Origin of the sequence: Erythrobacter sp. SDW2, from assembly GCF_021431965.1 — a bacterium.
Classification (GTDB): Bacteria; Pseudomonadota; Alphaproteobacteria; order Sphingomonadales; family Sphingomonadaceae; genus Parerythrobacter.
Genome location: NZ_CP090370.1, coordinates 1,935,512 through 1,954,205, shown reverse-complemented (window position 1 = coordinate 1,954,205; position 18,694 = coordinate 1,935,512). Strand labels below are relative to the sequence as shown.

Genomic DNA, 18,694 nt, shown 5'->3' with positions numbered 1-18,694 from the left:
ACTGATGGCCGCCTTCAAAACCCTTGACGACCTTGGCGACGTAACCGGCAAGGTCGCGCTTGTCCGCGTCGACCTCAACCTGCCGATGCACGAAGGCCGGGCGAGCGATGTCACGCGGGTGGAAGCGGTCAAACCGACCATTCTCGAACTGTCGGCAAAAGGCGCCAAGGTCCTCCTGCTTGCCCATTTCGGGCGACCCAAGGGGGCGCGGCATTCGACCATGAGCACCAGCATGGTGCAGGGCGATGTCGAGCGGGTGCTTGATCGCGAGATCATGTTCATCCCCGAGGTCAGCGGCCCGGTGGTCGAACAGTCGATCGGCATTCTCGGCAATGGCGACATCGGGCTGCTCGACAATGTCCGCTTCTGGCCGGGCGAGGAAGCCAATGATCCTGCCTTCGCCAAGGCGATCGCGGTACATGGCGATTTCTACGTCAACGACGCTTTCAGCGCCGCCCATCGCGCCCATGCCTCGACCGAAGGGCTGGCGCATGTGCTTCCGGCCTATGCCGGTCGCGCAATGGAGGCGGAACTGAAGGCGCTCGACGCCGCGCTCGGCACTCCGCAGACGCCGGTGGCCGCAGTGGTTGGCGGGGCCAAGGTTTCGACCAAGCTCGACGTGCTGCAGAACCTCGTCGGCAAGGTGCAGCACCTCATCATCGGCGGGGGCATGGCGAACACTTTCCTCGCCGCGCGCGGGGTCGATGTCGGCAAGAGCCTGTGCGAGCATGATCTGGCCGCTACCGCCAACGCCATCATGGACGCGGCCGACCATGCCGGCTGCACGGTGCATTTGCCCTATGACGTCGTGGTGGCGAAGGAGTTTGCCGCCAATCCGCCGTCGCTGCGCACCTGCAACGTCCACGAGGTCGCCGCAGACGAGATGATCCTCGACGTCGGCCCGCAGGCGGTCGAGGCGCTGGGCGATGTGCTCAAGACCTGCCGCACACTCGTGTGGAACGGCCCGCTGGGCGCATTCGAGATCGAGCCTTTCGATGCCGCCACGGTCGCGCTTGCGCGAACCGCTGCGGCCCTGACCCAGGATGGTTCGCTGATCTCCGTTGCGGGCGGCGGCGATACTGTCGCGGCGCTGGCCCATGCCGGTGTAACCGACGATGTGACCTATATCTCTACCGCAGGCGGGGCCTTCCTCGAATGGATGGAAGGCAAGGAACTGCCGGGGGTCAAGGCGCTCCAGGCATGAGCGAACAGCCGCCAGAGAACGTAGGCGGGCGCAGGCCCTGCACCGAGGGTGAGTTCGCCGGGTGGACCTATTGGCACGGCGATCCTTTCGAGGACCGCGCCGGACCCTTCTACGAGAAGCGCGAAGACGACGGCAGCATACTGGTCGCCTTCCGCGCGGAGCAGCGCCACATGAACGGCGCGGGCTTCATGCACGGCGGCTGTTTGATGACCTTCGCCGATGGCGCATTGTTCTCGATCGCCCGGGATGAGCTGCTCGAACACCATGCGGTAACGCTCAGCCTGACCGGCGATTTCCTCGAGCCTGTCTATGTCGGCCAGCTGGTCGAGGCGCGGGGCGAGGTCGTGCGCGGCGGCGGCAAGACGATCTTCATCGCCGGCATCGTCACAGCCGATGGCAAGGCCGCGCTGCGTTTCAACGGCATCGTTCGCAAGGTCGGACGGCGGAACGACTGACCGTGGCCGAAACCCGCCGCCTGTTTTCGACACCCTTCGTTGTCGATACATTGCAGAGCGAGGCGGGGATCATGGCTCTGCGACAGGCCATCGAGGCCGAGCATGCGCGCGATGACAGGGGTATTTCTATCTCCAATATCGGCGGGTGGCACTCCAACACGCAGATGATCGATTGGGGCGGGGAGGCGGCCCGCGCGCTCGCTTTCAAGGCGATGCAGATGGCCGATGCCCAGACACTCGATGCCAAGAGTCCGCAGGCGAACCTCTTCGGCTGGATCCCCGAGATGTGGGCCAACGTCAGCCACAAGGGTCACGCCAACCAGTACCATTTCCATCCGGGCAGCTTCTGGTCGGCAGTTGCCTATATCGACGATGGCTACAACGGCGATGCGAGTCCGGCACTGGGCGGTGAACTGCAATTGCTCGACCCGCGTATGCCGATGGTTCGCATGACAGCACCGGACCTGCGAATGCTTGAGGCGAACGGGCAACCACAACAGACAGAGCTTTCGATCCGTCCCAAGACTGGCATGATTGTGATGTTTCCAAGCTGGTTGCAGCATGCTGTGCGGCCTTTCCAAGGCGAGGGGACGCGGATCTCGATCGCGATCAACCTTGTGGCGGCACTGACGGCCGATAACCGCAGTTAATCCCGTTGCCCGTTGCGGTTCTGGTGGCTATTGGGCCGCGCATACGTATGCACGCGAAGCGTAGACAGGACACGAATACCCATGAACTTTCAGGAAATGACCGCCCGCATCGCCACCGGCCAGGGGTTTATCGCTGCACTTGACCAGTCGGGCGGATCGACCCCGAAGGCGCTTCGCGGCTACGGGGTCGAGGACAGCGAATGGTCGGGCGATGACGAGATGTTCGCCCAGATCCACGCCATGCGCAGCCGGATCATCGAAAGTCCGTGCTTCGGCAATGGCAAGGTCATCGGCGCGATCCTGTTCGAGAAAACCATGGAGGGGACCAGCGGCGGCAAGCCCGTTTCCGCGCGCCTCAAGGAACGCGGCATCGTTCCTTTTCTGAAGGTCGACAAGGGGCTCGAGGACGAACGTGACGGGGCGCAGCTGATGAAGCCCAATCCGGGCCTCGAGGACATGTGCGCGCGGGCTAAGGAACTGGGCGTGTTCGGGACCAAGATGCGCTCTGTCATCAAATCGAACAACGCCGCCGGCATCAAGGCCGTGGTGCATCAGCAATTTGCCGAAGGCGCGCGCATCCTTGCCGCGGGGCTGATGCCGATCCTCGAACCGGAATATGACATCACGGCCGAAGACCGCGCCGATGGCGAGGCTGTTATGCTCGACGCGATCTATGAAGGTCTCGATGCTCTTCCGGAAGGCCAGCAGGTGATGCTCAAGCTTTCGATCCCCAAGACCGCGGGCCTCTACACGGAACTCACCCGTCATCAGAAGGTGCTGCGCGTTGTGGCCCTGTCAGGGGGCTATTCGACCGACAAGGCCTGCGAGGAACTCGCCAAGAACCCGGGCATGATCGCCAGCTTCAGTCGCGGGCTCCTGCAAGACCTGCGCAAGGGGCAGTCGGACGAGGAATTCGACAACGTTCTCGGCAAGGCGATCGACCAGATCGCCGCTGCGTCCGTCTGAGAATCAGCGCGGCTCGTAGACGAACCGGTATTGCGACGGCGCGGTTTCCTCGTTCGTCATCCGGCCAGGTTCTCCCGACACCAGGGCGACGACCTGCCCATGGGTGGCATAGGTTTCGCCCAGCGTGATGTTGGCCGTGTCGCGCCAGCCAGCGCCATCGATGCGGGTCTCGACAATCAACCGGCCGGCCCAGACGCAGCGCGCGTTCATGGGGCATCGGCTGTCCTCGACGACGCGCTTGGGCGTGACGACCACATCACCGACATAAACGGGCTGGCCCAGCGCCACCGGGGACAGTTCGGCGCGCGGGGTCCCTTCGACGATGGGCGCGTCAGGAATAACGGCGCAGGCGGCGAGCGGTGCGAGCAGGGCGGGGAGCCCGAGGCGGATCATGCGGTTCATGGAGGCAAGATAGCGCGCATGCGGATTGCCTGAATCTGAATGTCGACGACGCGTCCTTATCGCGATACGGAGCGCGCCATGACCGATTGCCAGCTCTACCTGATTTCACCACTCGATGTGGATGGTGATTTTCCCCAGCGGCTCGCGCGCGCCATCGATGCGGGCGACGGAATCGTGACTGCGTTCCAGTTTCGCGTGAAAGGGCTGGACCAGCACGAGGCGGCGCGGCTCGCCGATCCCTTGCAGGCGATTTGTGCCGAGCGGGACGTGGCTTTCATCGTCAATGATAGCATTGCCCTGGCCAAACGGCTCAAGGCCGATGGGGTGCACCTGGGGCAGGGCGATGGCGATCCCAAGGATGCCCGCGAGCATCTGGGCCGCGAGGCTCAGATCGGCGTGACGTGCCATTCCTCCAAGCACCTGGCGATGGAAGCGGGTGAGCGCGGTGCGGACTATGTCGCCTTCGGTGCCTTCTTCCCGTCGGGCACCAAGGAAACCGAGCATCGACCCGAACCGGAAATCCTCGAATGGTGGTCGACCCTGTTCGAGATACCGTGCGTCGCGATTGGAGGCATCACGCCGCAAAACTGCCGCCCCCTGGTTGAGGCCGGCGCCGACTTCCTCGCCGTATCGGGCGCTGTATGGAACGCTGATGAGGGGGCCGCGGTCGAGGCCTTTGCCAGGGCGATCCGCGCTTAATCCGATTGCAGCGGGCCGGTGCGCACGCAGCGGATACGGCTGAGAGTGCCGTCGGCGTTCTTCATTCGCAGCATGCTGGCACCCGTCCGCCGGTAGCGTTCGTCCTTCATCGGGCCGCGGGTGAACACCAGATCGTCCCCCGCTAGCAGATATGTCCCCTCTCCATCCTCATGGAGATAGCGCGAGGCGTTCTTGATCGAGAACTTCTTGCCTTCGATGGGCAGCCACGCGGCGCCACCGGCGTCACCGGGCAGCGAGCACTGGTAGCGACCCACAGGCAAGGTGCCGAGCGGCGCGCCATTCTGGGCGAAGGCAGGGACCGCGAGGGTGGTGCAAAGCAGGATGAGTGCGCGTTTCACGGGTCGAGCCTCTACCATGCGAGCGCCGATAGCGCCACCAACCTTGCCCGCAGGTGACCACCTCGCTATGGGGCGCTCGCAATACCGTGCTGTGCCGATGCGCAGACACCTCACTGAAGGCTCTTCGACATGAAAATCAGCGGCGTGGACATCCGTCCCGGCAATATCCTCGAGTATGAAGGCGGCATCTGGAAGGTCGCCAAGATCCAGCATACCCAGCCAGGCAAGGGCGGAGCCTATATGCAGGTCGAGATGAAGAACCTCATCGATGGCCGCAAGACCAATGTCCGCTTCCGCAGCGCGGACACGGTCGAGAAGGTCCGTCTCGATACCAAGGACTACCAGTTCCTCTACGAAGACGGCGAGATGCTGGTGTTCATGGACAAGGACACCTACGAGCAGATCAACCTGCCGAGCGACCTGCTGGGCGATGCCCGCCCGTTCCTGCAGGACGGCATGGAAGTCATGCTCGAGCTGTGGGACGAGCGGCCGATCTCGGTCGAACTGCCCAACCAGGTCGAAGCGACCATCGTCGAAGCTGACGCCGTCGTTAAGGGGCAGACAGCATCTTCGAGCTACAAACCTGCCGTCCTTGACAATGGCGTGCGGATCATGGTCCCGCCGCATATCGAAAGCGGCACGCGCATTGTGGTCGACGTGTATGAACAGGCCTACGTCGGCAAGGCCGGCTAACTGAGGCGGAGCAAGCGGAGGCGGCCATGTCCGACAGGCATCCCAAACTCGACAAGATCGATCTCGACCGAAGTTTCATCCTCGGCGTGATCTACGACGACAAGTCACTGGCGCTGGAGATGGATTTCCGGCTCGAGGCCGATCATCCCGACTTCGTCCCACCGCAGCCGGGCGAGGATGGCTGCTACAAGCAGGGCTTCGTCCGCTTTGCCGAACTGGATGATTTCCATATCCGCAAAACCAAGGTGGTTGAAGGCGAGCAGCAGGACCTCAGTATCATCCACTCTGCGATGATCACCGAAGACTACGCCCATATCGATAGCGGTTGGGGCGAAATCGAACTGACCGCGGGCTCGATCCGCGTCGCGTTCGACTGACAGGAAAGTATCACTACCAATGGCAGCCGTATCGGGTCTCATCCGGGTGATGGAGAAAGCCGCGCGCAAGGCGGGTGGCAAGCTGCGTCGCGACTTCGGCGAAATCGAGCATTTGCAGGTCAGCCGCAAGGGACCGGCCGACTTCGTTTCGAAGGCCGACCAGGTGGCCGAGCGCACGATCTATGACGAACTGCTGCACGCGCGGCCCGACTGGGGTTTTGTGCTGGAAGAAGCGGGCATCATCGAAGGCGATCCGTCGAAACCGCGCTGGATCATCGACCCGCTCGACGGAACCAGCAACTTCCTCCACGGCATCCCGCATTTCGCGATCAGCATCGCGGTTCAGGAACCGAAGCTCGACGGTTCGGGCTGGGGCGAAGTCACCGCCGGAGTCATCTACCAGCCGATCACCGACGAGACCTTCTGGGCGGAAAAGACCCGCGGTGCATGGCTGCATGATGCGCGTCTGCGCGTTTCGGCGCGCCGCTCGCTGCCCGAAGCGCTGGTCGCGACCGGCATCCCGTTCCAGGGTCACGGCGATTTCGCCGAGTGGAGCCGTATCTTCGGTGCCATCGGGCCGGAAGTTGCGGGCATCCGCCGCTTCGGCGCTGCCTCGCTCGATCTCGCATGGGTCGCTGCTGGCCGCTATGACGGGTTCTGGGAAAGCGGCCTCAACGACTGGGATACCGCCGCGGGCTGCCTGCTCGTGCGCGAAGCGGGGGGCTTCGTGACGGACTATCGCGGACGTTCGCAGCCGATCCATTCGGCGCAGGTGCTGGCGGCGAACGATGCGCTGCATTCGAAGCTGCACAAATTATTGGCGAACGCGCTCAAGTAGCGTAGCGATTGTGCGGCAAGGATGCCTTGAAGTAATTTTCAAGCGGCGCTATCCGCCGCGCTCGCACGGCTTGCCCCTGTGGTGGAATTGGTAGACGCGCTCGACTCAAAATCGAGTTCCTTACGGAGTGCCCGTTCGAGTCGGGCCAGGGGCACCACTTTTCCAACGTCGCTGTAACCCTTGCCCCCTGGGATACGAACCAGTTTCGTCAGAACAGGGGACCAGCCATGACCTTCACACCACGCCGTGCTGCCATCATCATAGCAATCACCCTGCTAGCCGCCGTGGCGACGCAACTCTTCTATATTGGTGAGGTGTCCCCCACTGACGATGCGCTGTTGCGCAAGATCACCTGGGTGAGCGAGATGGCGCTTTACTCCGTGCTCACGATGGCTGCGCTGGCGTTGATCGCCCGCGGTACCATGCCGCTCGTGTGGTCGGCCGTCGCACTCGCCGGAATAGTCAATATCCTGCAGCTCGGGATCGGATTGGCCGAGTTCGGCCCTGCCGCTGAAGCTAAGGACCCCAAGGTCTTTGCCAGCGTATTGGGCGGAGCGTTCTTCCTTTATTTTCATGCCAAGGCGATGATCGGCATGGCCGCCATCGGCACAGGGCTCGCTGCCTGGGGCAGGGCAACGGCACTGGCAAAGGGCTTGGGAGGATTGACCGTCATCGCCGGAGCGGCGGCTGTGGGTCTCAACCTGCTCGGCATGGCCGATGGGATGGCGTGGGTTATGCAAGCCGGTGCAGCGGGCACCACCGCCACGGCGCTTTTCGGGATAAGCGTGCTGGCGCAGCGGTTTGAGGCCTGATCCGGTAATTCTAGTCATTGCGGAGAGGGGCATGGGCGGGTAACCTTTGCCCACTCGATGATTGCCGCCCCTTCCTTCCACGCGATAGCCGCCATGGCCGTCACGATTGCGATGTTCGTCGCTTTCGCACGCGGACGGATGTCGGTGGAAATCGTCTCGCTGCTGACCATCGCGGTGATAGCGGTCGGGCTGTATTTCTTCCCCATGCCCGATACCAAGCCGATCGACGGCCTGGCGTTGGCTTTTGCCGGCTTCGGGCATTACGCGCTGATCACCATTTGCGCGCTGATGATCATGGGGCGGGGCCTTGTGGTCACGGGCGCACTCGAACCGGCGGCCTATTTCCTCGAGCGCGTGTTCAATTACAATCTCCAGCTCGGCCTGCTGGTCAGCCTGCTGATTGCCTTTACCTTGTCCATGGGCGTCAACGACACGCCGGTGCTGGTCCTGTTGCTACCCATTTTCGTCTCGCTGGCAGCGCGTGGCGGAATGCCTGCGTCGAAGACGCTCATCCCGGTCAACGCGGCTGTGCTGATCGGCGGAATGGCCACTACGATCGGCACCTCGACGAACATCCTCGTCGTTTCCATCGCGACCGACCTCGGCATGCGGCCGATGAGCGTGTTCCACTACACCCCCATTGTGATCGTCGCTGCGGCCATCGCGTTGCCCTATCTCTGGCTGGTGATGCCGCGGATGCTGGGCGACAACCGGGTCGAGGACCTGCATCAGAAGCGTCGGTTTTACACCCGGCTGCGGGTTGGCGAGGGCTCGTCGCTGGTCGGCCAGGAGGTTTCGACCCTGCTTCGGAAACTGCCCGCCGACATAACGGTCCACGATAATGTGGAAGGCACTATCGACGCGCAGCAGAGGCTGTTGATTTCGGGCACGCATGATGGCCTCGAAGACGCCATGCGCGTTATCGGTGCGGAAGTCGCACCTGTCTGGGTAACCGACAAGATCCGCCGCAAATCGAGTGAGACAGGCGAGGATATCGTCGTCGTCGAGATGACGGTGACCGGCGATTCTCGCCTGATCAACCGCTCCATGCCGACTTCCGGCATCGCCGACCTCTACGGTGTCGCGGTGCTGGGCATGCATCGTCCAGACCGCCTGGTCGGTGACCGGATGGATTATTCCCCGGCTGGCGATTTGCTGATCGCCGAAGGCGACGTGCTCCTCGTTATGGGCCTGCCTGCCGATTTGCGGGCCTTTGCCCAAGCCGACAGCCTGTTGCAGCTCGAGGGCACACGCGAGCTTCCACGCAAGTCCAAGGCGGCTCTGGCTGCAGGAATCATGATCGGCTCGGTCGGGCTCGCTTCGATCGGCCTGCTGCCGATTGCCATTTCCGCGCTGGCAGGCGCGATCCTCATGTTCGTCACCGGCTGCGTGAAGTTCGACCGGGTGGGCAGGGCGCTGTCGGCCAAGGTCATCGTGCTTGTCGCCGCCAGTATCGCTATCGGCCGTATTATCGACGAAAGCGGCGCAGCCGACTGGCTCGGTCTGGTTCTGGCGAGCGGGTTGCAGCACCTCGCGCCCGCCTTGGTGCTGGCGACGATCATGCTGTTCGTGACGGTGCTGACCAATTTCGCCTCGAATGCCACCGCGGCAACGGTTGGCACGCCCATCGCCTACAGCATTGCCAACCAGCTGGGCCTGCCGGCGGAGCCACTTATCCTCGCGGTGCTGTTCGGCTGCAACCTCTGCTATGCCACGCCGATCGCCTACCAGACCAACATGCTGATCATGTCGGAAGGCTCATACGAGTTCAAAGACTACATTCGCACGGGCGTGCCGCTGGTTGCGTTGATGGTGACGACGCTATCGATCCTGCTGGTGCTGACCTATCCGGGAATGCGCTGAGGCGGGCTTTCCTAAGCTGGAGCACTGTGCAAAAAGTATCGGTGACTAGGGGATTCCGGGAGTTGGATATGCGTTTTGGAATGTGGGCGGGCGCGGCTCTGCTGGCGCTGGCGGGAACTCCGGCTCAGGCCGATGATCTGCGGGCCGATGTAGCGGCGGACATGCCCGGCCTCATGGAGCTCTATCGCGATCTCCACGCCAATCCCGAACTGAGCTTCGAGGAAGTGCGGACGGCGGCCAAGCTGGCGGAAATTGCCCGCCAGCTCGGCTTCGAAGTGACCGAAGGTGTCGGCAAGACTGGCGTCGTCGCGGTCATGCGCAACGGCGATGGGCCGACGGTCATGCTGCGCGCCGACATGGATGGCCTGCCTGTGGTCGAGCAGACCGGCTTGCCCTACGCCTCCAAAGTCACGGCAACCCCCGCCTCAGGGGTAACGACAGGTGTAATGCATGCTTGCGGCCACGATACGCATATGACCGCGTGGGTCGGTGCGGCGCAGTTGCTGGCCGAACGCAAGGACCAGTGGTCAGGCACGCTGGTGATGATCCTGCAACCGGCAGAGGAAATCGGCCTTGGCGCGCTCGCGATGCTGGAGGACGGGCTCTACGAACGCTTCCCCAAGCCTGACTATGTCCTGGGCTTCCACGATGCGGCAGGCTTCCCGGCGGGCAAGATCGGCTACACTCCGGGTTTTGCGCTCGCCAATGTCGACAGCGTCGATATCCTGGTGAAGGGCGTGGGCGGCCATGGAGCCTATCCCCAGACGACAAAGGATCCGATCGTGCTCGCCAGCGCGATCGTGATGAAGTTGCAAACGCTGGTCAGCCGCGAAAGCTCCCCGCTGGATCCGGCGGTCGTGACGGTTGGCAGCTTCCTTGCGGGTGCCAAGCACAACATCATTCCCGACGAGGCACGGTTGCAGCTGACGGTGCGGTCCTACAGCGACGAATCACGCAAACTCCTGCTCGACGGCATTGCCCGTATCGTCCGGGGCGAAGCCATCGCGGCGGGTATGCCGGAAGATCGCATGCCGGTCGTGACGGTCGAGGACCCCTACACCCCTGCGACCTATAATACGCCCGAGTTCACCGCAGAAGTGATGGCCGGACTCAAGGCCAGGTTCGGCGAGGAGCGGGTGGTGCAAATGCCGCCGGTCATGGGTGGCGAGGATTTCAGCCAGTTCTACCGTGCCGACCGCGAGAATGTGCAGTCGCTGATTTTCTGGGTGGGCGGTGTGCCGGAGGCGGAAATGGCAGCAGCCGAACGCGGGGAGAAGGAACTGCCTTCGCTGCACAGCCCCTATTGGGCGCCGGACGCGGAGAAGGTGATCTCCACCGCCAGCGAGGCGATGGTGTCGGCCACGCTCGACCTGATGGCAAGGGACGGCGGCTGACGCCTAGAAGTCTTCGCCTTCATCCAGCACGATAGCGTTCCCTGCCATCGAGGTGTCGGGCCGGGCCCGACTCCGCGAGGCGGCCGACAGCTTCCTGATCGCTGCACGCCGCTCTTCAGGCAACCCGACAATCATAGGGTCATTCGTGCCGGCGAGCGATATGCGGACTTCCTTCGGCAGGGTGAACCAATCCTCTTCGGGAATGCCGAGCCGACCCCAGACGGTATTGGCGTCCTTGTCTCCGGCCGGTAGCTGGATGAAGTTGCTCGAATCCGATGACCCAAGTCCGGCATTGAAACTCGTCAATGCATTGTCGGGGCTGAAGCTTCCCACACCGCCATCGGCGTATGGATCGCGGCGGATCAGTTCGTTGCCGGTGCCTTTGTTCGCCTGGGTCCTCTTGTTTTGCTCCGCGCGTTCCTGCAGCTCGCTCTTGACCGCCTGCTGCGCTTCGCCATCCGCAAAGATACCTACCATCGCCGTCAGTGCGACGGTGATGACAGCGAAATGGCGATACATTTTCGCCATGTCGACTTTCTGCTTCTTGCGAGCGCGGGCCATCGCCCTGCCATAGCTGCAAAGCGGTTAACCAATCGCAAGCTCACTGAACCGAAAAAAGTAGACGGCCGCCGGAGCGAGAAGCTCCGACGGCCGTGTCTCCTCCCCAGGAGATTTCGTTGGCCTCAGCCGTAATTGCCGAGGCGGTGGTGCAAGGCATTGATCTTGGCCAGCTCCTCGCGGTCTTCGGTGGCCTTGGCATGGCTTTCCAGCGCACGCCGCAGCAGTTTGAAGTCGGCGGTCGAGAGCAGGGCGCGTGCCCGGCCGGGTTCCGTCTGCTTGGTCTCGGTATCGGTCATGCTTCCTCTCCTCAGGCGGCTTCGAACTGGTTCATGGTGTTCTCGGCACCGCCGGCCTTCAGCGCGGCTTCACCGGCGAAGTATTCCTTGTGATCATCGCCGATGTCCGACCCGGCCATGTTCTGGTGCTTCACACAGGCGATACCCTGGCGGATTTCCTCGCGCTGGACGTTCTTGACGTAGCCCAGCATGCCCTCGTCGCCGAAGTAACGCTTGGCGAGGTTGTCCGTGCTCAGCGCTGCCGTGTGATAGGTCGGCAGGGTGATCAGGTGGTGGAAGATGCCGGCTTCGCGGGCCGCGTCGGCCTGGAAGGTCCTGATCCGGTCATCGGCTTCGGCCGCGAGTTCGGTCTCGTCATACTCCACGTCCATCAGGCGGGCACGGTCGTAGTTGGCCAGATCGCGGCCTTCTTCCTGCCAGGCGTCGAACACCTGCTGGCGGAAGTTGAGCGTCCAGTTGAAGCTGGGCGAGTTGTTATAGACCAGCTTGGCATTGGGGATCACCTCGCGGATGCGGCTGACCATTCCGCCGATCTGGCCGATGTGCGGCTTCTCGGTCTCGATCCACAGCAGGTCGGCACCGTGCTGGAGCGAGGTGATGCAATCGAGCACGCAGCGGTCCTCGCCGGTCCCTTCGCGGAACTGGTAGAGGTTCGACGGGAGGCGCTTCGGGCGCAGCAGCTTGCCGCCGCGGCTGATGAAGACGTCACCATTGGCGATATCCTTGGGATCGACCTCTTCGCAGTCGAGGAAGCTGTTGTACTGGTCACCGAGGTCGCCCTCTTCCTTGGTATAGGCGATCGACTTGGTGAGGCCCGCACCCAGCGAGTCGGTGCGGGCGACGATGATGCCATCGGGCACGCCCAGCTCGAGGAAGGCATAGCGGATTGCGCGAATCTTCTGCAGGAACTCCTCGTGCGGGACAGTAACCTTGCCGTCCTGGTGACCGCACTGCTTTTCGTCCGAGACCTGGTTCTCGATCTGGAGCGCGCAGGCACCGGCTTCGATCATCTTCTTGGCGAGCAGGTAGGTCGCCTCCGCATTGCCGAAGCCGGCGTCGATATCGGCGATGATCGGCACGACGTGGGTCTGGTGATCCTCGATCTTGCGGGTCAGGCGATGGATGTTGACCGCGTCTTGTGCCTCGCGGGCCTTGTCGAGTTCGCGGAACAGGCCGCCCAGCTCGCGAGCGTCGGCCTGGCGCAGGAAGGTGTAGAGTTCCTCGATCAGCGCCGGGACGCTGGTCTTCTCGTGCATCGACTGGTCGGGCAGCGGGCCGAACTCGCTGCGCAATGCGGCGACCATCCAGCCCGAGAGGTAGAGGTAGCGGCGCTTGGTGCTGCCGAAATGCTTCTTGATCGAGATCATCTTCTGCTGGGCGATGAACCCGTGCCAGCAGCCGAGCGACTGGGTGTAGTTGGCCGGATCGGCGTCATAGGCGGCCATGTCTTCGCGCATGATCCTGGCGGTGTAGCGCGCAATGTCGAGACCCGTGGGGAAACGGTTCTGGATCTGCATGCGAGCTGCCGATTCGGCGTCGATTGCGTTCCATGGCGCACCGTTGGCGGTGATGGTCTTGTCGAGCGCTGCGATGGCTTGCTGGTAGGTCACGGCGAATCTCCTGTCCGGGAATGGGGTGTTGCGATACCTTTCGCACTCGCAGCGTGACTCAGATAGGGATTCTTACAGACTTTCTTGTCGAAATTGGTGATATAGGCACTGCAATAATGTAACTTTGTAAGGATAGTTACAATGGCCGAACAGTCGCTTTTCGCCGGAGCCGCACTCCGCCGCCTCCGCAAGCGTGAAGGAATAACGCAGGCCGCCATGGCCAACCGTCTCGGGATCTCTTCGAGCTACCTCACTTTGATGGAGCGCAACCAGCGGGCGGTCACGGCGCGGGTGATTGTGCAGTTGGCAGAGGAATTCGGCTTCGATCCGCGCGACTTGCGGGAAGACGAAGCCATCGGGGGCATCGATGGCTTGGCCCGCCGCCTCGGCGACGAACGCTTCAATGATCTGGGGATCGACCGGGATGAAGTGGTCGAGTTCCTCGCCAATGCTCCGCAGGCTGCTGCTGCCTTTGCGCGCCTGTTCGACGAACAGGGGGCGGGTGATCCGCATAGCGATGATCCGCTCGCAGCCTGCAGGCGAGAGATCGATCGCTGGCGCAACCACTTTGCCGATCTCGATGTGGCGGCGGAACAGCTGGCGGACGAACTGCGCCTGTCCCGGCAGGACTTTCTCGCTGCCGCGACCGATCGCCTCCGCGAGAAGCACCACCTGGCTATCCGCATCCTGCCGCGCGAGGTCATGCCCGACGCGATCCGTCGGCTCGATTTCCATGCGCGTCAGGTCCAGCTCTCCGAGATGCTCTCGCCCGCCTCACGCAATTTCGAGCTGGCGCTGCAGATTGCAGAACTGGAGCAAGGATCAGCCATCGCCAGCATTGCCGCTGGTGCAGATCTTTCGGACCATGCGGCACGAAAACTCTTCGAACGGCACCTCTCCGAGTATTTCGCGGCCGCGCTTATGATGCCCTATGGCCGCTTCCTGCGGGCCTGCGATGCCACTGCCTATGATGTCGAAGTCCTGACCCGTCGGTTCGGGGCCAGCGTGGAGCTGGTAGCCCAACGGCTTACGACACTGCATCGGGTCGGCCAGCGAGGTTTGCCATTTTTCATGGCGCGTTTCGATAGGGCGGGGCAATTTTCCAAGCGCATTGCCGGGGCTACCGGCACCGCATTGATCGAAGGCGAACATAGCTGCCCGCTTTGGCAGGTGCACCACACTTTCGGCCGTCGCGAAGGATGGCTGGTCCAGCCCGTGATGCTGGAGGAGAGCGCGGGCGGTCCGTCGCATTGGCTCACCATGAGCTATGCCGTCGCTTCGGCCGAAGGGGCCTCGTCAGGTCAATTCGCAATTGTCCTGGGTGTTGAAGCCCGCCTTGCAGCTGACCTCGCGATGGCACAGGGGGTGTCGCTGCAACCCGAAGATGCAACCAGAATAGGGCTGGGCTGCGCGCGCTGTTATTGGCGCGAGTGCCGCCAAAGATCGCTTCCTCCGAAGGGGGCGACCCTAAATTTCGAGCTGATTGCGCGCGCGAACCTGCCATACTCGTTCAGTTAACCATGTAATGATGTGAACGACCCGGAACCTTGTCGCCAGCATCCGCGTTGAACGCGGCAAGGAGAATACCGATGACCGAAGAACGCATTATCCGCACCGAGAACCCAGACGGGACGACTTCGACCACCCATACCACAGTCATCTCCGACCGCAGCGAAGGTGGCGGGGCCGGGAAATACATCTTCCTCCTCATCCTCGTCCTCGGCCTGATCGTCGGCGCCTACTTCCTCAGCCAGACTTCGGGGGTCGAGATTGCCAAGGATAACGCAATCACGGAGGCCGCGAATGAAGTTGGCGAAGCTGCCAACCAGGTTGGCGATGCCGCCCAGGATGCCGGTGAGGCTGTTTCCGATGCCGCACAAAAGGCCAATCCGGCCCGGTAAGCCCGTGTTTACCATCCCTGGCGGCAGTAATGCCTCCCTCAAGGAGGTGGTGTAAAGTTTACCGACATTTCATCTCTCTGCCCTAGTGCATTGGTCGATTGGCCAAGGAGCGCCGGGCAGAGAGATGATCCGCCTGTTCAAACACTACATACCCCATGCGGTCCTGTTGTTGGGCCTGTTCGACCTTGCGCTATTGCTGCTGGCGGGAGAGGTTGCGTGGCTGGTCCGAGCCTCTCAAATCGGCATGGATCCAGGACCTCTGTCGGAGCGGTTTCTGCTCCTGGCTACCTTTGCGCTCACTCTCTGGACTGCGATGATTGCAGTCGGCGTCTACGGTGCAGAGGCGCTCCGTTCGATGCAGTTCGCAGGGACCCGCCTGCTCGTCGCGATCAGCCTGGGCATCATTGCCCTGTCGTTTCTGGATTTCCTCTTCCCCGGCGCCACGATGTGGCGCTCGACCCTCCTGTACTCCATGCTGCTGGCGGTTGCCGTTCTGGTGGTGAACCGTCTTGTTCTGGGCAGCCTCCTCGGGACCTCGGCCTTTCGCCGGCGGGTGGTGGTACTCGGAGCCGGCGCCCGCGCCAAGCGGCTGGCCGACCTTGCCGCGCGACCCGAAAGCGGGTTCGTTATTGTGTCGTACATTGCGATGACCGAGGCAGCGCGCGAAGTCCGCGAAGCAATTGCCCGCGAAGCGATCCATGATCTCGGCCAGTTCGTCAGCAATCTGGGCGCCAGCGAAGTGGTTCTGGCGCTTGAGGAGCGGCGCAATTCGCTCCCGCTCAAGGATCTGCTGCGGATCAAGACCAAGGGAGTCCACGTAAACGAATTTTCGAGTTTCCTCGAACGCGAAACCGGGCGGGTGGACCTCGATACCGTGAATCCCAGCTGGCTGATCTTCTCGGACGGATTTAGCGCCGGGCGGACCTTCTCCAGCATTGCCAAGCGGGCCTTCGATATCGCCGCCAGCGGGCTTTTGCTGGTCCTTACGCTCCCGGTGATCGCGCTGTTCGCGCTTCTCGTGAAGCTCGACAGCAAGGGCCCGGCCTTCTTCCGCCAGCCCCGCATCGGGCTCTATGGCGAAACGTTCAATGTGCTCAAGCTCCGCTCGATGCGCACCGATGCCGAGAAGGATGGGGCGAAGTGGGCCGAGAAGGACGATCCGCGCATCACCCGCCTGGGCCGCTTCATCCGCAAGGTCCGCATCGACGAACTGCCGCAGACCTGGAGCGTGCTCAAGGGCGAGATGAGTTTCGTCGGTCCGCGTCCGGAAGTGCCAAGGTTCGTCGACGAGCTGGAACAGCAGCTGCCGTATTATGCCGAACGGCACATGGTGAAGCCCGGCATTACCGGGTGGGCGCAGATCAACTATCCCTATGGCGCGAGTATCGAGGATGCCCGGCACAAGCTGGAGTACGACCTTTATTACGCCAAGAACTACACGCCCTTCCTCGATCTGCTGATCCTGCTGCAGACGTTGCGGGTCGTGCTCTGGCCGGAAGGAGCCCGCTGATCTCCTCGCTCGCCATCTGGACCTTCGCCTCCAACATGCTGCACCTGATCGGTGCGGCATGCTGCGCATCGGCGGTCATCTGGCTGGCGCGGCGACCGTTGACCAAGCGTGGTGATCGCAAACCGACCATGGCGGCGCTGGCTTTGACCGGGCTCTGGGCGGCAGTGGTTTCGGCTTACGGCTCTGGCACCGAAGTCGCCGCCCTGGCGGAAGCCGCGCGCAACCTTGCGTGGATTCTGGTGCTCTATCGCCTCTTTGCCCACGACGGTCGCGATCTCAGCATGGCTCAGGTGCGGCCGGTCGTTATCGTGCTGGCGATGGTGGAACTGTTGCAGCCGGTGCTGCTCTATATCGCTAACAACTGGGCGGTCACTGCGGCACTGATGGCAACCACCACCCAGATCGGGTTTCTCTTCCACATCCTCGTTTCGATCGGGGCTCTGGTTCTCCTGCACAACCTCTACGGTGGGGCCGAACCGGCCACGCGCGATGCCCTGCGCTGGAGCGCAGCAGGCCTCGCGGGCTTCTGGGCCTTCGAACTGAACCATTATGTGGTCGCCTATCTCAGCGAAGCCCCTGCTGCCGAGTTCGCTGCAATGCGCGGCCTCGTGGCTGGCCTGATGGCGATCCCGCTCGTCGTCGGGGCGAGTAACGGACTGGCCGGTCGCAGGTTGCGAGCGAGCCATTCGATGACTTTCCAGACGCTCTCACTGTTGGTGATCGGCGGATACCTGCTGCTCATGTTTGGCGCTGCCCAGTTGCTTGCCACCCTTGGTGGCAATCTGGGCCGTCTGGCGGAAATCGGCTTCCTGGTTGCGGCGGTGACAGTCACCTTGCTGTGGCTACCGTCCAAGAAGCTGCGTGGCTGGTTGCGGGTCACACTGCTCAAGCATCTGTTCCAGCACCGCTACGACTACCGCGAAGAGTGGATGCGTTTCGCCCGCACGATCAGCCATATGGGAAGTTCCGAGACCACACTTTACCAGCGTGCCTCTAAGGCCATCGCCGACATTGTCGAAAGCCCGGCAGCCTTGCTCTTCCTGCCTGGAGAGGACGGTCTTCTGCGCGAAGCCGCCAGCTGGAACTGGTCCGATGACGGACGCGAACTGGTGACATTGCCAGGGGATTTCACCAGCCGGCTTGAACGGGAGGATTTCGTGGTTGAGATCGATCGACTGCGAGGCTCCGACGAGGAAGACCGAGACAGCCTGCCCGATGCCGTGCTGGCGATCCAGGAAGCTTGGACGCTCGTCCCGCTGCTGCACTTCGACCGGATATGTGGTGCGGTCTTGCTGGCTCGGCCTGCTCATGTGCGGCCGCTCGACTGGGAAGACTATGACTTGCTCAAGGTCGTCGGTCGCCAGCTGGCCAGCTACCTCGCCGAACACGAGAGCCATGCCGCGCTGATGGAGGCGGCAAAGTTCGACGACTTCAATCGCCGCATCGCCTTTGTCATGCACGACATCAAGAATCTTGCCAGCCAACTGTCGCTGCTCGCGCGCAACGCCGAGAAACACGCCGACAATCCCGAGTTCCGCAAGGATATGCTGGTGACGCTGCGGAGCGGTTCGGACAAGTTGTCGCAACTCCTCGCCCGGCTTGGCCGTTATGGCACCAGCGGCGAGGCAGCCCTGCGTGAAATCGATCTTGCCGCACTGGGGCGCCGGGTGGTGGAACGTTTCAACGGAACGCATCCCGTTGCCCTGACCCGCGCCGATCCCTGCGTCGTACTGGCCGATCCGGAAGGGTTGGAACAGGCGCTGGTCCATCTCGTCCAGAACGGCATCGACGCCAGCGTACCCGACATGCCGATTTCGATCGACATTTCGACCGATGGTTTGCTGGCGAAGATTGAAGTGATCGACAGCGGAAGCGGCATGGATGCCGAGTTCCTGCGTCACCGGCTGTTCAAGCCATTCGTGTCTTCCAAGGATGGCGGCTTCGGCATCGGGGCATTCGAAGCGCGCGAACTGGTGCGCTCGATGGGCGGTCGGCTCGACGTCCAGTCGCGACCTGGCATCGGCACCCGTTTTTCCATCTCCATTCCGCTTGCCGAGGCAGCGCGGTTCCTCAAACCCGGTCCAAACGAGGAGGCGGCTTAAGC

At 62.6% G+C, this 18,694-nt stretch carries 20 protein-coding genes and 1 tRNA gene; 16 read left to right on the top strand and 5 right to left on the bottom strand.

Going from position 1 to position 18,694, the window contains the following annotated elements:
• Positions 1-4 precede the first annotated feature (4 nt).
• From pgk to LY632_RS09525, 4 genes are all read left to right on the top strand, one after another.
• Positions 5-1,204 carry a phosphoglycerate kinase gene (gene pgk / locus LY632_RS09540; protein ID WP_234090908.1) on the top strand — a complete coding sequence of 400 codons (1,200 nt, stop codon included), beginning with the start codon at positions 5-7 and terminating at the stop codon, positions 1,202-1,204.
• Entirely contained in the window at positions 1,201-1,659 is a 459-nt protein-coding gene (locus tag LY632_RS09535) for a PaaI family thioesterase (protein ID WP_234090907.1), read from the top strand. The genes pgk and LY632_RS09535 overlap by 4 nt, the downstream gene beginning before the upstream one ends.
• Positions 1,660-1,661: 2 nt before the next feature.
• Entirely contained in the window at positions 1,662-2,309 is a 648-nt protein-coding gene (locus tag LY632_RS09530; protein WP_234090906.1) for a 2OG-Fe(II) oxygenase family protein, read from the top strand.
• Between the two features lie 81 nt (positions 2,310-2,390).
• The gene (locus tag LY632_RS09525; RefSeq protein WP_234090905.1) at positions 2,391-3,275 is read left to right on the top strand and encodes a fructose bisphosphate aldolase; all 885 of its coding nucleotides are present in this window, start codon (positions 2,391-2,393) and stop codon (positions 3,273-3,275) included.
• Positions 3,276-3,278: 3 nt separating this feature from the next.
• Here the strand turns inward: LY632_RS09525 and LY632_RS09520 are convergent, their stop codons facing one another.
• Positions 3,279-3,668, bottom strand: coding sequence for a hypothetical protein (locus tag LY632_RS09520; RefSeq protein ID WP_234090904.1), 390 nt, complete (start codon positions 3,666-3,668; stop codon positions 3,279-3,281).
• A gap of 48 nt (positions 3,669-3,716) precedes the next feature.
• Here LY632_RS09520 and thiE point away from each other — a divergent pair, with 48 nt between their 5' ends.
• Positions 3,717-4,376 carry a thiamine phosphate synthase gene (gene thiE / locus LY632_RS09515; protein WP_234090903.1) on the top strand — a complete coding sequence of 220 codons (660 nt, stop codon included), beginning with the start codon at positions 3,717-3,719 and terminating at the stop codon, positions 4,374-4,376.
• Here the strand turns inward: thiE and LY632_RS09510 are convergent.
• Entirely contained in the window at positions 4,373-4,735 is a 363-nt protein-coding gene (locus LY632_RS09510; RefSeq protein ID WP_234090902.1) for an elongation factor P, read from the bottom strand. The two genes, thiE and LY632_RS09510, sit on opposite strands and share 4 nt — an antisense overlap.
• Positions 4,736-4,864: 129 nt before the next feature.
• On the opposite strand from LY632_RS09510, the gene efp reads away from it, so the two are divergent.
• From efp to LY632_RS09475, 7 genes are all read left to right on the top strand, one after another.
• Entirely contained in the window at positions 4,865-5,428 is a 564-nt protein-coding gene (gene efp / locus LY632_RS09505; RefSeq protein WP_234090901.1) for an elongation factor P, read from the top strand.
• A gap of 26 nt (positions 5,429-5,454) precedes the next feature.
• On the top strand, positions 5,455-5,805 hold the full coding sequence (locus LY632_RS09500; protein ID WP_234090900.1) for a hypothetical protein: 351 nt from the start codon (positions 5,455-5,457) through the stop codon (positions 5,803-5,805).
• Positions 5,806-5,824: 19 nt separating this feature from the next.
• Positions 5,825-6,643, top strand: coding sequence for an inositol monophosphatase family protein (locus LY632_RS09495; RefSeq protein ID WP_234090899.1), 819 nt, complete (start codon positions 5,825-5,827; stop codon positions 6,641-6,643).
• Between the two features lie 72 nt (positions 6,644-6,715).
• A tRNA-Leu gene (locus LY632_RS09490) sits at positions 6,716-6,800 on the top strand.
• 70 nt (positions 6,801-6,870) lie between these two features.
• Complete coding sequence (locus LY632_RS09485) at positions 6,871-7,455, top strand: hypothetical protein (RefSeq protein ID WP_234090898.1); 585 nt, start codon at positions 6,871-6,873, stop codon at positions 7,453-7,455.
• Between the two features lie 93 nt (positions 7,456-7,548).
• Complete coding sequence (locus LY632_RS09480) at positions 7,549-9,318, top strand: SLC13 family permease (RefSeq protein WP_370636489.1); 1,770 nt, start codon at positions 7,549-7,551, stop codon at positions 9,316-9,318.
• A gap of 68 nt (positions 9,319-9,386) precedes the next feature.
• Complete coding sequence (locus tag LY632_RS09475; RefSeq protein WP_234090896.1) at positions 9,387-10,712, top strand: amidohydrolase; 1,326 nt, start codon at positions 9,387-9,389, stop codon at positions 10,710-10,712.
• A gap of 3 nt (positions 10,713-10,715) precedes the next feature.
• Here LY632_RS09475 and LY632_RS09470 read toward each other — a convergent pair whose 3' ends face one another.
• The 3 genes from LY632_RS09470 to LY632_RS09460 form a co-directional block, all read right to left on the bottom strand.
• Positions 10,716-11,273, bottom strand: a complete 558-nt coding sequence (locus LY632_RS09470; RefSeq protein WP_234090895.1) for a hypothetical protein — start codon at positions 11,271-11,273, stop codon at positions 10,716-10,718.
• 122 nt (positions 11,274-11,395) lie between these two features.
• On the bottom strand, positions 11,396-11,569 hold the full coding sequence (locus LY632_RS09465) for a hypothetical protein (RefSeq protein ID WP_234090894.1): 174 nt from the start codon (positions 11,567-11,569) through the stop codon (positions 11,396-11,398).
• Between the two features lie 11 nt (positions 11,570-11,580).
• Positions 11,581-13,179: an isocitrate lyase gene (locus LY632_RS09460; RefSeq protein WP_234090893.1), complete on the bottom strand. Its 1,599-nt coding sequence runs from the start codon at positions 13,177-13,179 to the stop codon at positions 11,581-11,583.
• A gap of 141 nt (positions 13,180-13,320) precedes the next feature.
• Between LY632_RS09460 and LY632_RS09455 the strand changes: the two genes are divergently transcribed.
• From LY632_RS09455 to prsK, 4 genes are all read left to right on the top strand, one after another.
• The gene (locus LY632_RS09455) at positions 13,321-14,697 is read left to right on the top strand and encodes a short-chain fatty acyl-CoA regulator family protein (RefSeq protein ID WP_234090892.1); all 1,377 of its coding nucleotides are present in this window, start codon (positions 13,321-13,323) and stop codon (positions 14,695-14,697) included.
• Positions 14,698-14,768: 71 nt separating this feature from the next.
• Positions 14,769-15,080: a hypothetical protein gene (locus tag LY632_RS09450; RefSeq protein WP_234090891.1), complete on the top strand. Its 312-nt coding sequence runs from the start codon at positions 14,769-14,771 to the stop codon at positions 15,078-15,080.
• 124 nt (positions 15,081-15,204) lie between these two features.
• Positions 15,205-16,590 carry a TIGR03013 family XrtA/PEP-CTERM system glycosyltransferase gene (locus tag LY632_RS09445; RefSeq protein WP_234090890.1) on the top strand — a complete coding sequence of 462 codons (1,386 nt, stop codon included), beginning with the start codon at positions 15,205-15,207 and terminating at the stop codon, positions 16,588-16,590.
• A gap of 35 nt (positions 16,591-16,625) precedes the next feature.
• Positions 16,626-18,692: an XrtA/PEP-CTERM system histidine kinase PrsK gene (prsK, locus tag LY632_RS09440; RefSeq protein ID WP_234090889.1), complete on the top strand. Its 2,067-nt coding sequence runs from the start codon at positions 16,626-16,628 to the stop codon at positions 18,690-18,692.
• Positions 18,693-18,694: the final 2 nt, after the last annotated feature.

Excerpts from the sequence above, each read along its gene's own strand:
- pgk (WP_234090908.1), top strand. The coding sequence starts at position 5 with ATGGCCGCCTTCAAAACCCTTGACGACCTTGGCGACGTAACCGGCAAG.
- LY632_RS09535 (WP_234090907.1), top strand. The coding sequence starts at position 1,201 with ATGAGCGAACAGCCGCCAGAGAACGTAGGCGGGCGCAGGCCCTGCACC.
- LY632_RS09525 (WP_234090905.1), top strand. The coding sequence starts at position 2,391 with ATGAACTTTCAGGAAATGACCGCCCGCATCGCCACCGGCCAGGGGTTT.
- LY632_RS09520 (WP_234090904.1), bottom strand. The coding sequence starts at position 3,668 with ATGATCCGCCTCGGGCTCCCCGCCCTGCTCGCACCGCTCGCCGCCTGC.
- thiE (WP_234090903.1), top strand. The coding sequence starts at position 3,717 with ATGTCGACGACGCGTCCTTATCGCGATACGGAGCGCGCCATGACCGAT.
- efp (WP_234090901.1), top strand. The coding sequence starts at position 4,865 with ATGAAAATCAGCGGCGTGGACATCCGTCCCGGCAATATCCTCGAGTAT.
- LY632_RS09500 (WP_234090900.1), top strand. The coding sequence starts at position 5,455 with ATGTCCGACAGGCATCCCAAACTCGACAAGATCGATCTCGACCGAAGT.
- LY632_RS09495 (WP_234090899.1), top strand. The coding sequence starts at position 5,825 with ATGGCAGCCGTATCGGGTCTCATCCGGGTGATGGAGAAAGCCGCGCGC.
- LY632_RS09485 (WP_234090898.1), top strand. The coding sequence starts at position 6,871 with ATGACCTTCACACCACGCCGTGCTGCCATCATCATAGCAATCACCCTG.
- LY632_RS09480 (WP_370636489.1), top strand. The coding sequence starts at position 7,549 with ATGGCCGTCACGATTGCGATGTTCGTCGCTTTCGCACGCGGACGGATG.
- LY632_RS09475 (WP_234090896.1), top strand. The coding sequence starts at position 9,387 with ATGCGTTTTGGAATGTGGGCGGGCGCGGCTCTGCTGGCGCTGGCGGGA.
- LY632_RS09470 (WP_234090895.1), bottom strand. The coding sequence starts at position 11,273 with ATGGCCCGCGCTCGCAAGAAGCAGAAAGTCGACATGGCGAAAATGTAT.
- LY632_RS09465 (WP_234090894.1), bottom strand. The coding sequence starts at position 11,569 with ATGACCGATACCGAGACCAAGCAGACGGAACCCGGCCGGGCACGCGCC.
- LY632_RS09455 (WP_234090892.1), top strand. The coding sequence starts at position 13,321 with ATGGCCGAACAGTCGCTTTTCGCCGGAGCCGCACTCCGCCGCCTCCGC.
- LY632_RS09450 (WP_234090891.1), top strand. The coding sequence starts at position 14,769 with ATGACCGAAGAACGCATTATCCGCACCGAGAACCCAGACGGGACGACT.
- LY632_RS09445 (WP_234090890.1), top strand. The coding sequence starts at position 15,205 with ATGATCCGCCTGTTCAAACACTACATACCCCATGCGGTCCTGTTGTTG.
- prsK (WP_234090889.1), top strand. The coding sequence starts at position 16,626 with ATGCTGCACCTGATCGGTGCGGCATGCTGCGCATCGGCGGTCATCTGG.